We start from the raw sequence: 15,065 nt of genomic DNA, 5'->3' as shown, positions 1-15,065 counted from the left end.
GCCCCATGAAGCTTGCCGCCTTTACCGCCGCCCTGTTCGTGATGACGGCGGCGCCTGCCCTGGCGCAGAACGCCCCTGCGGCACCGGCTGCCCCGGCCGCCACGCCGGCAGCGACCGCGGATGCCGCGCCCGCCGCGAAGTTCACGCTCGATACCCCGGTGGAGACCATTGCCGCCGACCCCGCCGGCAAGGCCGTGCTGGCCGCCGATTTTCCCGAGATGCTTTCCCATCCCGCCTATGATCAGTTCAAGGCTCTGTCGCTCAACGCACTTCAGCCGCTGGCTCAGGGCGCTATCACCGATGAGATGATGGCCAAGGCCAAGGCCGATCTCGCTGCGATCAAATAAGCGTCAATACCGGATCATCACCCGCCGTGCGATGGCGGGTGACACATTGTACACCGCGTTCAGCACCGCGGTCATGCCGACATTCGCCTGCTCCCGCCCGCGCGCCATCGCCGCCACGATCTGCCGCCCGCATTCCGGCGCCGGCATCTTCCGGTGCCTGTTCTCCTCGGTCATGCGCGTTTCGACCACCGGCGGCAGCGCCTCCATCACATGCACCCGCGTGCCCGCCAATTGCGCCCGCAACGCCATGGTGAAGCTCCGCAACCCCGCCTTGGTCCCGCAATAGACCGGGCCTTTCCCACTGGGCGCAATCGCCAGCCCCGAGGTGACGTTGACGATCATCGCCTCCGGCCGCGCCCGCAGCCCGTCGAGCAGGCCCGCGATCAGTCGGATCGGCGCATTGAGATTGAGGAAGATGCAGCGGTCGATCTCAGCCAGGTCGAACGGCACCCCGACCTGAAAGGTCGCGCCCATGCCGGCATTGTTGACCACTATATCGACCGGCCGCTTGGCCAGTTCTGCCACCAAAGCATCGCACCCCGCGGCATCCGACAGGTCGGCGGTGATCGTGTCGAACCCTTCCGCCAGCGCGGACGCCAGCCGCCCGCGGTCACGCCCGACCACGATCACCTCGGCACCCGCTTCCTTCAGGTGCCGCGCGATCTCCAGCCCGATCCCATCGCTGCCCCCGGTCACCACCGCCGTCTTGCCCTTAATGTGCATGTCCAGCTCCTCTGCCGATCATGATATACCCGTTGTTGCGCGCGCCCCGGAGTCCTAACTGGGGGAACGATGTCGACCCCCAATGCCCCCGATCGCTTCAACGAAGAGAAATCCACCTTCACCGTGCGCGGATCGGACGTACCCGATCTGGAGGCTGGCGTGGCGGCGATCCGCAACGTGCTGAAGACGCTGCCCGCGCGCCCAGGCGTCTATCGCATGCAGGATGCCAAGGGCGACGTGCTCTATATCGGCAAGGCCCGCGCGCTGAAGAGCCGCGTCAACAACTACACCCAGGTCGATCGCCTGCCCAAACGCCTCCAGCGCATGGTCGCGCAGACTCGCTCGATGACGATCGTCACCACCAACAACGAGGCCGAGGCGCTGCTGCTCGAGGCGCAGTTGATCAAGCGCTATCGCCCGGCCTACAATGTCCTGCTGCGCGACGACAAAAGCTTCCCCTTCATCCTGCTGCGCGCCGATCATGATTTTCCGCGCATCCAGAAGCATCGCGGCGCCAGGCGGGCCAAGGGCAATTATTATGGCCCCTTCGCCAGCGCCGGCTCGGTCAACAACACGCTCAACGCGCTGCAGAAGCTGTTCCTGCTCCGCTCCTGCACTGACAGCTTCTTCCGCACGCGCGACCGGCCCTGCCTGCTCTACCAGATCAAGCGCTGCTCGGCCCCCTGCGTCGATCGCATCTCGAAGGAGGACTATGGCGAGCTGATCGCCGACGCCAAGGCCTTTCTCGCCGGCAAATCGACTCAGGTGCAGACCAAGCTCGGCGGCCAGATGCAGGCAGCGGCCGAGAATATGGATTTCGAGCTGGCCGCGATCATCCGTGATCGGCTGAAGGCGCTCACCTTCATTCAGGGCAGCCAGGCGATCAACGCGGAAGGGGTGGGGGACGCCGATATCTTCGCGCTCGCCAACAAGAATGGCGTCATGGGCATCCAGGCCTTCTTCATCCGCGGCGGCCAGAATTGGGGCCATCGCAGCTTCTTTCCCGCCCACACCAACGACGTGCCCGAGGCCGAGGTGCTGGCGAGCTTCCTCACCCAATTCTACGAGGAGGTGCCCCCGCCGCGCATCATCTTCGTCGATCGCGAGCTGGAAGAGACCGAGCTACTGCAGGAGGCGTTCGCCGAGCGGGCAGGGGCGAAGGTCGCCATCTCCATCCCCCAGCGCGGCACCCGCCGCCGCCTGCTCGACCAGGCGAAGCGCAATGCCGAGGAAGCGCTCGACCGCCGCCTCGCCGAAAGCACCACTCAGGCCAAGCTGCTGCGCGAGGTCGCCGACCTGTTCGACCTGGCCGAGCCGCCCGATCGGATCGAGATCTACGATAACAGCCATATCCAGGGCACCAACGCGCTTGGCGCGATGGTCGTCGCCGGGCCGGAGGGTTTCCGCAAGGGCCAGTATCGCAAGTTCAACATCAAGGATGCAAAGACCATCCCCGGCGACGATTTCGGCATGATGCGCGAAGTCTTCGCCCGCCGCTTCGCCCGCGCCCAGGCCGAGGATCCGGATCGGGATTCAGGCGAATGGCCCGATCTGGTGCTGATCGACGGCGGCCGCGGCCAGCTCAACGCGGCGAAGGGCGTGCTGGAGGAACTCGGCATCGAGGATGTCTGCCTGGTCGGCGTCGCCAAGGGGCCGGACCATGGGCGCGAGGGCCGCGAGGTGTTCCACCTGATGGACGGCCGCGAGCTGACCCTGCCCACCAACGCGCCGGTTCTGTTCTACCTCCAGCGCCTGCGCGACGAAGTCCACCGCTTCGCGATCGGCGCCCACCGCGCGAAACGCGCCAAGGCCATCGGCGCGAGCCCGCTCGACGAAGTCCCCGGCATCGGCCCGGCGCGGAAAAAGGCGCTGCTGATGCATTTCGGCACGGGCCGGGCGGTGCGCAATGCGAGCCTGGAGGATCTGCAAAAGGCGCCCGGCGTCTCGGCGCTGGTGGCGCGGCAGGTCTATGATTTCTACCACGGACGGTAGGATTGGCTTTCCCGGCCGGAATTGATCCACTACCTCCGTTCGGGCTGAGCCTGTCGAAGCCCTGCTCTTCTCTTCCTGGGAAGAAAGAACAGCCGTTGAGCTTCGCTCGCCTTCGGCCCGACGAGCTCAGGGCGAACGGGGAGAGGTGACTCCCGCTAACCAGGTTTTGCTCTATCGCTTCCCTGCAAGATAGCTCTTGGCCTGGGCGCGGACGACATCGACCAGATTGCCCATCGTCAGGTTGACGTCGATCCGGTGCAGCCCCCAGTCCGGCAGCTTGCGCCCGTCGATGACGACATCCCCCACGATCACGTTCGTGCGCTTGCCCGCCGGATCGGGATGGATGGCGACCGCGAGATAGTTGTGGGTCCCGTCGTTGCGGCACTCGGCGCTGAGCAGGCCCGGCACTTCGACGAACGGTTCGCTGATCGGCCTGGGCGGGGTGGTCCATGGGCCCTGCTGCTCGCCGCTGGCGGTCACCATCTCGGCACCGGCGCCGAGATAGGCGTGCAGCGGCGCGACGCCGCCGGCCAGCGCCGCCGGGTTCACGCATGCTGCCTCGAGGCCGGCACCCGCCGAGGCACCGAAGGTCCGGGCCTCGGGCGGTGGCGGGCTGTCGGCGCGGAACGAGGCGAAATTGATCGCGCAGCCCGTCTGCCCCATGGCGCGGCATAGCGGGATCGCCTTGAAATCGCCGCCGACATCCTTGCCCACCGGCACCTGCAACCGGTATCCGGCCAGGATCACTGACAGAATCCGGGCCTGCACCGGCTTGCCGTCGATCTCGTTCCTGACCAGCTGGGCCAGCACGCTCGATCCCTGCGAGTGGCCGATCAGCACCACGGGCCGGCCATGATTGTCGTTGGCGAGATAATGGTCCCAGGCGCGCTTCACATCGTCATAGCCCATCTGCCGGTCGGTCGGGATCGGCGCGCCGCGGATATTGGCGTGGAGCGCCGCGAGCGTCACCTGCCGGTACAGCGGCGCATAGCGCCGGCACACCGCGCCGAACCGGGCGAATTGCTGATTCACCACCGCGACATATTCCGGCGAGACCTTCATCGTCGCGTTGCCGCCCGGGTCGCGCGAGACGGTGGGATAGACATAGAAGCAGTCGACCGGCGCCCGCGGGTCGGCGCGAAAGCGCTCGATCTTGGTCGACCCGTCGGCCTGCAGGACCACGGCGTCCTGATCGGAGCGGCTGCACGCGTCGCCGGCCTGATCGGGGCGGCACAGCCATGCCGCGGGATTGGCATAATCGGGCGTGTCGGGCGCCGGGAGCGGCGCCGCATCGGCGGGGGCGGCGCCCATCAGCGCGGCGGCGATTGCGGCCATCCCCCATGCGGACCGGCCTCGCACAGTGCTGCTCGAGCCTGATTCCGCCCATGGCATGGCGATCCGCATGAACCTCTCCTTTTTGCCGACCATTCCCGTCGATTGCGCGGATCTGGCACTTCCCGCTTTGCGATGTCAAACGCTCACTATAACGATAGCGAATATTCTTTCCGGGGGGGCCTGGGGTCTCCTTGCCCAGGCGGAAGGGCGCGTCGGGGCTATGGCCTGCGGTCATCTTTGCCTTGACGTCCCCCCGGGCAAGCTGGAAGGCGGACGATGTGAACAAGGCAGCCGAACCCCGTCGCCAGTCGCGCAAGGCGGAACAGCGCGCCGCGACGACCGAACAGATCCTCGACGCGGCCGAGGCGCTGTTCGCGGAGCACGGCCTGTACGGGGTCACGCTCAAGGACGTGGCGAAGCAGGTCGGCGTCCACAACACGCTGCTCAACTATTATTATGCCGACAAGAAGGCGCTGTTCGACGCGGTCTTCGCCCGCCGTGCGGTCGTCACCAGCGAGCGGCGGATGCAGGCGCTCGACGCCTATGAGCAGGCGGCGGGCGACGCCCCCACCGTCGAAGGCGCGCTGCACGCCTTTCTCGACACCGATCTCGACCTGTACATCCAGGGCGACGAGGGCTGGCGCAACTATGCCAAGCTCGGTGCCCAGGTCGCCAACACGCCGCACTGGGGTGCCGAGCTGATGGACACGCATTTCGATCCGGTCGTGCTCCGCCTGATCGGCCTGCTGCGCCGCGCGCTGCCGGGCTGCGCCGACACCGACATCTTCTGGGGCTATCATTTCGTCACCGGCGCGCTGATGCTCACGCTCGCGCGCACCGGCCGCATCGACAAGCTCTCCAACGGCCTCAACCGCTCGGACGATTTCGCCGCCGTGAAACAGCGCATGGCGAAGTTCATGGCCGCCGGCTTCATCGCGATCTGCGAGGGCGGCAGGCCGGAATAGCGCCCACCCTTCTTCCTGCTTCCCCGGCGAAGGCCGGGGTCCAGTTGGGGGCGAGATATGGCTGGGCGGATTCACCCTTTCCCGTTCGGCCCCGGACTTGATCCGGGGTTGTCGAAGCCCYGCTCTTCTCTTCCTCGGAAGAAAGACAGCCCTTCGACAAGCTCAGGGCGAACGGGGAGGGGGCACGCGAAAACCCCCTAGAACTTGGTCCGCACCCCGACCCGGAACCGCCGCCCGAGCGGGTCGTACAGGTCGAACCGCCCGCCAAGCCCCGGCGCCGAATATTGCACCGTCGCCGGGATGACCGGAATGTCGATCGGGTCCCGGTCGAACAGATTGTCGATGCCCAGGGTCAGCTTGAACGACCGGCTGCCGACATTGACGGTCACCATGCCGGTCAGGTCGAACGTCGCGTAGCTCGGCACCGAATTGTCATCCACATCGACGCCGCTCACCCAGTTGTTCTGGAGCTTCGCCGCGCCCAGGATATGCGCGTTGAGCGCCAGCGAGTACGGCCCCTGCTCGTACATCGTGGTGATATTGGCCCGAAGCTTCGGCTCGCCCGGGTTGAGATCGCCGATCTGCCCGGCGAAATTGGTCACGTTGCCCAGCGCGTCGACCTGGCGGAACACGGGCACGTAATTCGCCAGCGCGCGCAGCTCGAACCGGCCGGCGCCCACGGCGTGCCGGTAATCCACCTCGAAGTCCCACCCTTGCGTCCTGAGGCTCGCGGCGTTGATCGGCACCGTGTCGATCGAGGTGATCGCCTGGGTGTTGTCGCGGTGGATATATTGGCAATATTGGTCCTGCCCGCTGAAGCAATATTGCAGCTCCTGCGCCGCGCTGATCGAGGTGATCGCGCCCTTCAGCGAGATCCGGTAATAATCGACCGACAGCGTGAGCCCCCTGAGGAAGCTCGGGCTGTAGATCACCCCGGCGGTCAAGGTGCTGCCCTGTTCCGGCCGCAGCGCGGGGTTGCCCCGAGCATTGGTATATTGCGGATAGGTCTTCTGCGTGAACGGGTCGAGCACCGGCTGTTGCGTGAGGATGCCGCCCGAGAACAAATCGTTCAGCGTCGGCGCGCGGATGTCGCGGGAGATGGTGCCGCGAACGCGCAGATCGTCGGTCAGCTGGTCGGACAGCCCGACCTTCCACGTCACCACATTGCCGCTGGTGCTGTAATCGGTCAGCCGCACCGCGCCGTTGAACTCCAGCTTCTGCGCGAGCGGCAGGTCCTTGAGCAGCGGGATCACCGTCTCGAAAAACCCTTCCTTCACGTCCCGCTGACCCGAAAAGGGCTGGAAATTCTGCACGGCATATTGCCGCGCCAGCGCCAGCGCGTCCTGCGTCGAGGATGCCTTGTTCTTGATGTAATCGCCGCCGAACGCGATCGAGACGTCGCCGGCGGGCAGGCTGAACAGCGTGCCGGTCGCATCGAACGAGGCCACGTCGAGCTGCACGTTCGAGCGCTGATACGCCGTGCCGTGCGTATAGGCGATCGCGGCGGGCGAGGCGACGCCGACCCCGAACACGTTGAGCGGCGCGCAGCCATTGTTCGGGTTGGTCAGCGTCGACCGGCAGACGATCGCGCCGGTCGCCGGGTTGCGCACCGCGTCCACCGCCTCGATGAATTTGGCGATGATCGTGTCGTTATAGGCATAGAGCTTCGCGGTGACGTCGCCATGCGTGTAATAGCCATGCCATTTCCAGCTGTCGCCGATCGTGCCGTTTAGCCCGACCACGCCCCGCCACACGTCGCGCGTGTTGTGCGATGTCGGGGGGCCGAAATCGACCGTGTCCTTGCCCAGGTTGAAGCCCGTCTGCCCCTGCGCGAGCAGCCGCGACCGGATCGTCGGGTCGAGATAGGCATTGTCCACGCTGATCGGCAGATTCCCCTGCCGCAGATAATAGAGATAGCCATTCTCGTTATAATTGGACTTGCCGTAAAACCCCTCGACATAGGCGGTGATGTTGGGCGTGATCTCGTAATCGACATGCGCAAAGGCATTCGCATAGTTCAGCGCGGTTGAAATCGCGCGGTTCTGCCCGACCGTATTGTCGATATCCCCGCCATATTGCACCAGGCCGGACTGAGTGCCGAAATTATACGGCGCCGGCGTGCCGTTCGGCCCCAGGAACTGGATGCCCCTGAGCGGCCCCGATGTGATGACGCCCCCCGGCGACACGTTCGACGGCGCGGTGCCGCTGACGGTGATCTGCCGGGGCTGGCCGTTGGTCGCGGTATAGGCCGGGTTGTTCACCACCGCCCGGCTGCGGAAGAAGCTGCGATCCTTCAGGTCGACGCCGCGCGGCGTATTCGCATAGTCGAACTCGGCGACGATATGGCCCTTGCCCTCCGCGAAGCTGGTTCCCGCGGTGACGGTCGCCTTCACATAGCCACTGTCCCCCCGCTCCGTCACGCCGCTGTCGATGTTGACGCCGAGCCCCTGATAGTCGCGGTCGAGCACGAAGTTCACCACGCCGGCGACCGCGTCCGATCCCCAGGCGGCGGAGGCGCCGCCCGTCACCACCTCGACTCGCTTGATCAGGTTGAGCGGCAGCGTGACGGTATCCACCCCGCCCGTCGTGGTCGCCTCGACCACGCGGCGATTGTCGAGCAGCACCAGCGTGCGCGTCACGCCCAGGTTGCGCAAATTGACGAATTCGATGCCGCCGCCCGCGACGTTGATCGCCGGGTTCTTGGCGGAGGTGGTGCCGCCGAAGGACGGCATCTTGTTGAGATAATCGGCGATCGTGACGGGCGCCTGCCGGCCGATCTCCGCCTGGCCGAGCACGGTGACGGGGGTCGGCTGCTGGAAACCGTTATTGGCGATGCGCGATCCGGTGACGACGATGTCCCGATCGGCGCTGTCCCTGTCACCGCTGTCGCTGCCGCTGGACTCCTGGCTCGGCGCGGGAGGCGCCGTCTGCGCCGCCGCCGCGGACATCCATGCCAGAGACGCAACACTGCCCAACAGAATTGACCGGATCATTCCGACATCCCCCCATGAATACGCACTTATCGGCGCTATGGGCGGATCATGAACCCGGGCAGGGCGGAATGCAATACTCGTTCTCGCGTGAGTGAGTGTTTTTTACGGGGCGGAAATGGGTAGGGTGGCAATCGGTTCGAGGGCGCGTCGCATCACCCCCTTACCGTCACCCCGGACTTGTTCCGGGGTCCATCGGGCCGCGTCCGCTGCGTCTCGTCATGCGAGAAAACCGTGTAGCAAATGCAGGTAAGACCCCGCCCACTGCACCCCGCCAGGGAAGGAGAACGGCGAAGATCAGGCGCTTGGCCTGTGCGTGGTCCAGGACCAGCAAAATCCCTCCCATGAGGCAGGCCGATCGCATTTGGAGCGGTGCGAGGTGGAAAGGCACGGAAGAAAGGGTTCACGCGAAGGCGCGAAGGCGCAAAGATGTTCGAATGCGATCGAGCGAACCGCGTATCTCGGACAGGCTACTGGAGCGAGATGACTTTACCTTCACCCGTTCGTGCCGAGTGAGACCGAGTAGCGCCGCAGGCGCGTATCGAGGGCTCGTATCGAGGCACTGTTCCGGGCGACACCCTGTCTCTCGATACGCCATCTCGCTACGCTCCTACGGAGCTACTCGATGGCTACTCGAGACGAACGGTAGGGGCCGGATCGACCTGAAGTCATCTGGCTCTAAAACTCCGCGTCTCCGCGCCTCCGCGTGAACCATCTTTTCCTCTTCGCCAGGCCCGAACCAAACGCGGTGCGCTCATAGGCGATGGCCCCGCCCATGAGGGCAGGCTGGACCAGGGCACGGCGGAGCCCGCGCTCAATCGCGCGCGCGCTGCTCCGTCACCATGATGGCGGTCTCGACCATGCAATTGTCGACAAAGTCGTTGAGGAACACCAGCAGGTGATCCGGCGACAGCCGCTTGGCGGCATGCTCGCGCAGCCAGGGATTCGTCGCCGTATCCATCACCGGCTTGGTCGCGAGCAGGGGCGAGGAGGCGTCGCTCGACGTGACGACTGAGGCCGCGACGACCGCACCGATCTTGGTCGCCGTCGCCTGCATCTGCATCACGACATGGTTGGCGCCCGCCGGCATGTCGCGCCTCATGCCCTCAAACGCCTTGATGATCGGGGCCGGCTGCAACGTGGCATAGGCCCCGCTCCAGCTGTTGTAGAAGCGCGACCCGTTCTCGATCTCGTTTGCGAAGATCAGGCGGGTATTGTCGCGGATCAGCGCATCGTAGCTCCTGACGAGATCGGCGGACCTGCCGATGGCGATCCGYGGGGCCGGGTTGATCCTGTCGATCGCGGTAGTGAGCGCGTCCCGCACGGCCTGGGCAGTCGGCGCCATCGCATCGGCGGCGAAGCCCTGGGTGTTCGGGTTGACCACCACGATCTCGCCGGGATTGGCCTCGAGCCAGCGCAGCACGTCCACCAGGAAATCCACATAGGGATATCCGGGGACCAGTCCGTGCTGGTGGTAGAGCGTGTTCCCGAAAAAGGGGCGGATCGCGGGATGCATCCAGCCGGGGCGAAAATCGAAATAGCGGGTACCAATGTCGAGCTGCGTGCGGATATTGTCCTTCTGCGTCATCGCGAGATTGGCGATGGCGCGCGGCCCGAGCGCGGCGGCGGCCACGCCCATCGCCGCGCCGAGTGCGAGGACGAACGCGGGATTGTGCACCACCTTCCGTACCGCGCGCATGTCGAACATGCCGGCATCATGCGAACCGGGCAATGCGAACCGGGCGAAGGGCCCGCGCGCGACGCGCGGATTGCGCTTCGCGAGATCGCCCATCCAGCGGCGCTGATCGCGCGTCGCATAGACGTAGAACTGATGCTGGTTGGTCATCCCCGAGATCACGCCCGCTCCCGCGTCGTAGAGGCCCCAGCACACGGTCGGATTGCCGATCCGCGGCGGCGAGTTGAACATATTGTGCATCGTGCCGGTGTAGAGGTTGCCGTCGAGCGAGCTGATGTTCTGCCAATGCCTGATCATCTCCTTGCCGCGATCGGTCGTGACCCATTCGAGCCTGCCGGTATAGTTGAGCGGATCGGGGATGTTGCCCGACTGGACCTGGAAGTTGTTGTGCTTGAAATTGGCCTCGGGGCCGTGTGAGCGATGAATCTTCGGCACGGCCAGATCGGTACGGAGATCTTCCGAAGCCGAGTAAAGATAATAATCGATACCCTTCGCGACCATGATCTTATCCTCTCGCCAGGGCAGATTGTTTCGCACACGAAATTGGAATCGGGAAGTCGATCCCACGGTTATCGAGGATTGTTGTGGAAGGGCGAACAGCGCTCGTGGCTGCGGCGGGATGTGGTGACGGCGTATTTTATTACTCGGCCAGGCGTTGCCGTTCGGCTTTGCCTGTTGGGTTGAATGCACTGTCGCCGTTATCCCTGTTCTAACTCCAGTTCCTGCGCGACGAAGTCCACCGCTTCGGCCTCGGCGCCCACCGCGCAGAACGCGCTCAGGCCATCGGAACGAGCGCGCTGGACGAGGTCCCGGGGATTGGGCCTGCGCGGAAAAAAGCGCTGCTGATGTATTTCGGCACGGGGCGGGCGGTGCGCAAGGCGAGCCTAGAGGATCTGCAGAAGGCGCCGGGCGTCTCCGCGCTGGTGGCGCGGCAGGTTTATGATTTTATCATGGACGGTAGGGGAGGGGTGGGCAGCGTGTTTCCGGGCGAAGGCTAAACATTCTAACGTCACTCCGACCTTGTTCCGGGCGATAGGCACACTTTAGATCCGGACGACCTTTTCAATTTGAGGTCGAGGTTCCGAAAACCAAGATGCGTTAGAGCGCTAGCAGCCTATGCCTTGCCTAAATAATTAAAATCCCGAACTAATGCGGCTTCGATATTTTGGTTCCTTGAACTGGTTTAATGACATAACATCGATCGAGGAGGGTCGGCAAAGCCAATGAATAACCAACTATCGCGGCAAACAACGTTAGAGACACGTACGTCTCGTACCAACGGAACAGGGATTGCAGCTTCGGGCCCTCTCGGGCGGCTCCATGCACTTTGATTTCTACGTCAGCTTCGTCACGCCGATAGCTCAACCACGATGCCAGCCCTCCTAAAAGTAGTAGTATGCAAGCTATAGTCGAAATCAAAAACGCAATATACGACGCTATTATGGCCAGCTTCGCAAATGATACGTCGATCTCTGCGCCTTGGACCGACTTAACGATAGTAAAATTCGCTGACGCTACAGCTGCGACTACAAGCTGGAAAATTGAAACTATTTTGAATGTTACGGTATTTAGAGATCTTTTTTGTTCAAGAATATATTTATATCTCTCAAGAAGAAATCCCTCAGTAGTCATCGAGACCCACTCCTGCTAAGCCGAACCCACTCCGCTTGTCCCACGCGAACGGATCAAATATTTTTCCAGAGGTGTTGCGAATAGCTGACAAGAAGCTCTGTTGATCAATGTATTGTGCCATTGGAACACCAGAAAGGGCATTAACTGCCCGTGCCATCAAGTCCTCGTTCATAATCTCCCATCCCCAATTTTGGGCCCTCAGTACGTCGAGAGCAAGAAGCATAGAACCTAGCCTCCTAAGACGATTCTCATCTATCTTGTTGAACTCTTCGGCAAGTAGAGTAGCAAGGTGCGTTCCGGGAAGGAGGTATTTCTCTCCTCCCAGAACAAAAGCGCCCTCTTCATCAAATCCGTTTAGCGATACGTCCCCAATCGGAATATATATCCGATCCCCTGTAGAACGGCCCGCTCGCAGACGATCTCGACCTTCGCTAATTAGGTTAGCGAATTTAGGATCGTCCTGCCGGAGCATCTCAAAAACCGAAACCATGGAAATCCAGATCGCGTCGGCAGTGTCTATTCTTCGCCAATGGAGATTTATGGAGCGAGTTTCGGCACTGACAGTGACTCCGTCGATCTGAAACAATTCACGAATTTTTTCATCGACGTAGAACGAGCCTGCTCCAAGATTACAAAGTACCGGGTAACCAGGGGCAGCCTGACCCAGATTGCCGAGGGAATTTAGCAGCTTCTGCGTAGATATGTCTGCAGGAGCTTCGCGTACAAAATACTCGATCGAGCGATAAAGCGGGGACACTACAGTGTGGAAGCCCGGCAGCTTCGAAAGATTGTCGAGAGACACACTCTTTCTTCCTTCGGCTTCTTCCAATAGCACGAAAGGTATACAGCTAAGCGCCTCGCCCAAAAGGTCTCCCTTTGCGGGGGGAGTTGATGGTGATGTGAGCGGGGAAGAAATAAACGGTCCGACCCCAACCGCGYGGGAGAGGGAATAACCGCCATCTGTAGCTAGGCGCTTCATTTCAGCACTAACATGGTCCGCGTACATCTTATAAACGGCGGCAAGCAGATCGCGGTACTCCTCCGTGTCTTCCAATGCCGAACGCGCAACGTTAGTGCGTGGCGCAGTCCGACCTATTGAGTTAGCCACCGCTAGAAAACTTATACCTTGAAACCCCGGAGTATTTTGTTGGACTGCAACACCTTCCACACAAGTCGCAACCGGTATAACAACACTCTCGTCGTCACGCTCGGCTCGCGCTCTCGCAATATCTACTAGGCCCCAATCTTTAAAAAGCTCGTCTTTGGCGACTGCAAATGCGAGCGTCGTCCCACCTGAACTGTATTGCTTAACTGCGTACTCTTTCTTAAAGCGGCCCTTATGGAACGACGTATCTATGTAAGCTCGGAGAGCTTGTTCAGGACTATCATAACCGACCTCAACGGGTTCGTTTTCATCTATATACACCAAAACCCTGCAACGCGGAAACATTAGCCATTGCCGAGCAACTTTTAGTATGTCACCAATCTCAGACGTTGGTCGAAGTACTATCTTAACTGAAGTGCCGTGCGGATACATTGGCAGCTCATCTCTGTCCTTCGACTTATCTAAAAGTTTTATTAGATATTTTCCGTGCACAGACCGCAACGCAATACGTCGGGCTTGCTCGTCGTCGGGGCTACAAGTTGTTATCTCGACGTCATCAGAAACCATAAAGGCTGACAATACGCCGATACCAAAACGGCTTATTGAATGAAAATCAGGATGATGTTCTCTAAACTTTGCATCCTGATACCGAGAGGATCCGACTTTTAATAGATGTTTCTCTACTATCTCCTGCGACATTCCAGTACCATTGTCTTCGACAATAAGACTTCTCGTTTCAGATTTCCAAAAGATCTTCACATGCCCAGTCGCCTCAGAGTTTGTCTTGTCAATATTAGACTGTAGTCTGACGGCATCTAAAGCGTTCTGCGTTAGCTCTCGAAGAACGACAGTCGAATTATTGTATAAGGTATGCCCAGTAAGTAGATCAAGAATCTTGTGTTGGTCGAGTTCGAACTCAAAAGATTGTTGAAGGAAGCCATCTGTCTCTATGTCGTTGCCGTCAATAAACCGCCAGTTAAAGCTATACGACTCGATTCTATGTTTTTTTGACTTTTCTAAAGCAGCGTAGGTCGCAGACAACTCCTTTTCCGCATAGGTAATATATCTAGTCAGCCCGAAAAAGCCATCGGGCTCTTTGAAATTAGCATGAACCTCAATCGTATTTGGCGGAATGTCGTTTGTTACGGCGCCATCTCGGTTGCGGGCAGGCTTTGGTCGAACAGTTTTTACTGCGTTCTGTTTTTTCCATTCTACTTGGCTCGTGGGATCGCTCGGGTTTATCAATTGATAGAGAATGCTCGGGGCTCGATTATGCGTAATCTGCAATAAATCAACCGTTCGTAAAATGGCCGCAACATATTGTAGATTTGCGGTTTCAGCTTTGGAGCCATATGGACGATCGTATTTAAATACGTTTGTGTCATCGATAGAGCTCAAGGTGTGACTCTCGCATAAAAGAGCCAAGTCCTTTCGCAGTGCTGGGTCAAGTTTATCCAGTAATGCTGCAATCGCGGTTCTCATTTCTTGTGACGCGTCTGCATCGTCCAGATGGGTGCCGTCGATCCATGCTCGTACTCGTTTGCCGTGCGAATATCTCACAAAATCTTGGTATCGGATCGCGTCGGCCGCATCTCTAGACATCTGAGCCAGGCGTGCTTCGTATTCACGGTTTTTATCGGCATCCAGCACCGGATTCACCAAGAAGGATTTGAAATCCGGATTGCTCGCTCGTGTCTCAAACTCACGCTTAGTGACGAGAAGACCGATATCGTGGAAATATATTGAAACAACGAGCATGAACCAATCGGCCGGCGTCATGATATCCTGGGTTTCTCCGGGGATGATCCATTCACACATATCGAGCATATCAACCACGTGCTGAAAGCTATGATCAGTGTACTCGTAAAAGAGTCCGCCGGACTTCCAATTATCCAAGATGGCTCGTACCTTGGCGCGAACATCATGCATATTGATGGGAAATGCCGGCAAACTCGTAGCCGGTAGGGCACGATTCTCAGCAGCGGTGAATGGCAGTTCGGTCATTAGTCTCCCCTTCGACACCGTGAACAATCGCCTAAAGACATGGGTGGATGCAAGTGCGCGAGATGCAGTGCCACCCAGCGCCTCCGAATCTCGGTTCACTATTTAGACCAGAAGTTGCGCTGCGAGCAGTACACGTAGTTTGCCTAAGCCTAGGCACATTGGCAGACCATCACCCAATCCAGTTCAGACCGCCTGGTCCGATACAACCAAAAAAAGAAGGCATGGCAGCCACCAGCTGGGGCAACGAACGGCTTAGCGACCGCCGTGCTGCCCGGC

At 60.8% G+C, this 15,065-nt stretch carries 8 protein-coding genes and 1 pseudogene; 4 read left to right on the top strand and 5 right to left on the bottom strand.

Annotation, left to right across the window (positions count from 1 at the left end; genetic code table 11):
• Positions 1-5: 5 nt before the first annotated feature.
• Entirely contained in the window at positions 6-347 is a 342-nt protein-coding gene (locus AC1DX5_RS22395; protein WP_478017441.1) for a hypothetical protein, read from the top strand.
• 3 nt (positions 348-350) lie between these two features.
• On the opposite strand, the gene AC1DX5_RS22390 is transcribed toward AC1DX5_RS22395, so the two are convergent.
• Positions 351-1,070: an SDR family oxidoreductase gene (locus AC1DX5_RS22390; protein ID WP_478017440.1), complete on the bottom strand. Its 720-nt coding sequence runs from the start codon at positions 1,068-1,070 to the stop codon at positions 351-353.
• A 69-nt stretch (positions 1,071-1,139) separates the two neighbouring features.
• Here AC1DX5_RS22390 and uvrC point away from each other — a divergent pair, with 69 nt between their 5' ends.
• On the top strand, positions 1,140-3,062 hold the full coding sequence (uvrC, locus tag AC1DX5_RS22385; RefSeq protein ID WP_478017439.1) for an excinuclease ABC subunit UvrC: 1,923 nt from the start codon (positions 1,140-1,142) through the stop codon (positions 3,060-3,062).
• 171 nt (positions 3,063-3,233) lie between these two features.
• Here the strand turns inward: uvrC and AC1DX5_RS22380 are convergent, their stop codons facing one another.
• Entirely contained in the window at positions 3,234-4,397 is a 1,164-nt protein-coding gene (locus AC1DX5_RS22380; protein WP_478017438.1) for a DUF3089 domain-containing protein, read from the bottom strand.
• 278 nt (positions 4,398-4,675) lie between these two features.
• On the opposite strand from AC1DX5_RS22380, the gene AC1DX5_RS22375 reads away from it, so the two are divergent.
• Entirely contained in the window at positions 4,676-5,362 is a 687-nt protein-coding gene (locus tag AC1DX5_RS22375) for a TetR/AcrR family transcriptional regulator (RefSeq protein WP_478017437.1), read from the top strand.
• A 197-nt stretch (positions 5,363-5,559) separates the two neighbouring features.
• Here AC1DX5_RS22375 and AC1DX5_RS22370 read toward each other — a convergent pair whose 3' ends face one another.
• Complete coding sequence (locus AC1DX5_RS22370; protein WP_478017436.1) at positions 5,560-8,355, bottom strand: TonB-dependent receptor domain-containing protein; 2,796 nt, start codon at positions 8,353-8,355, stop codon at positions 5,560-5,562.
• A gap of 811 nt (positions 8,356-9,166) precedes the next feature.
• A complete protein-coding gene (locus AC1DX5_RS22365) occupies positions 9,167-10,549 on the bottom strand; it encodes a PI-PLC domain-containing protein (RefSeq protein ID WP_478017435.1) in 1,383 nt (460 codons plus the stop codon).
• 212 nt (positions 10,550-10,761) lie between these two features.
• Between AC1DX5_RS22365 and AC1DX5_RS22360 the strand changes: the two are divergent.
• Positions 10,762-11,046 (top strand): annotated as a pseudogene (locus AC1DX5_RS22360) (helix-hairpin-helix domain-containing protein); the annotation flags it as partial.
• A 623-nt stretch (positions 11,047-11,669) separates the two neighbouring features.
• Here the strand turns inward: AC1DX5_RS22360 and AC1DX5_RS22355 are convergent.
• Complete coding sequence (locus AC1DX5_RS22355; RefSeq protein WP_478017434.1) at positions 11,670-14,789, bottom strand: HD domain-containing protein; 3,120 nt, start codon at positions 14,787-14,789, stop codon at positions 11,670-11,672.
• Positions 14,790-15,065 lie beyond the last annotated feature (276 nt).

The organism is Sphingomonas sp. P2_B6, assembly GCF_056404755.1.
The sequence above is the reverse complement of the archived record's forward strand: the minus strand, read 5'-3'. Positions and strand labels throughout refer to the sequence as shown.

Bases quoted from the DNA above. Each gene is read 5' to 3' on its own strand.
- AC1DX5_RS22395 (WP_478017441.1), top strand. From the start codon at position 6: ATGAAGCTTGCCGCCTTTACCGCCGCCCTGTTCGTGATGACGGCGGCG.
- AC1DX5_RS22390 (WP_478017440.1), bottom strand. From the start codon at position 1,070: ATGCACATTAAGGGCAAGACGGCGGTGGTGACCGGGGGCAGCGATGGG.
- uvrC (WP_478017439.1), top strand. From the start codon at position 1,140: ATGTCGACCCCCAATGCCCCCGATCGCTTCAACGAAGAGAAATCCACC.
- AC1DX5_RS22380 (WP_478017438.1), bottom strand. From the start codon at position 4,397: ATGGCCGCAATCGCCGCCGCGCTGATGGGCGCCGCCCCCGCCGATGCG.
- AC1DX5_RS22370 (WP_478017436.1), bottom strand. From the start codon at position 8,355: ATGATCCGGTCAATTCTGTTGGGCAGTGTTGCGTCTCTGGCATGGATG.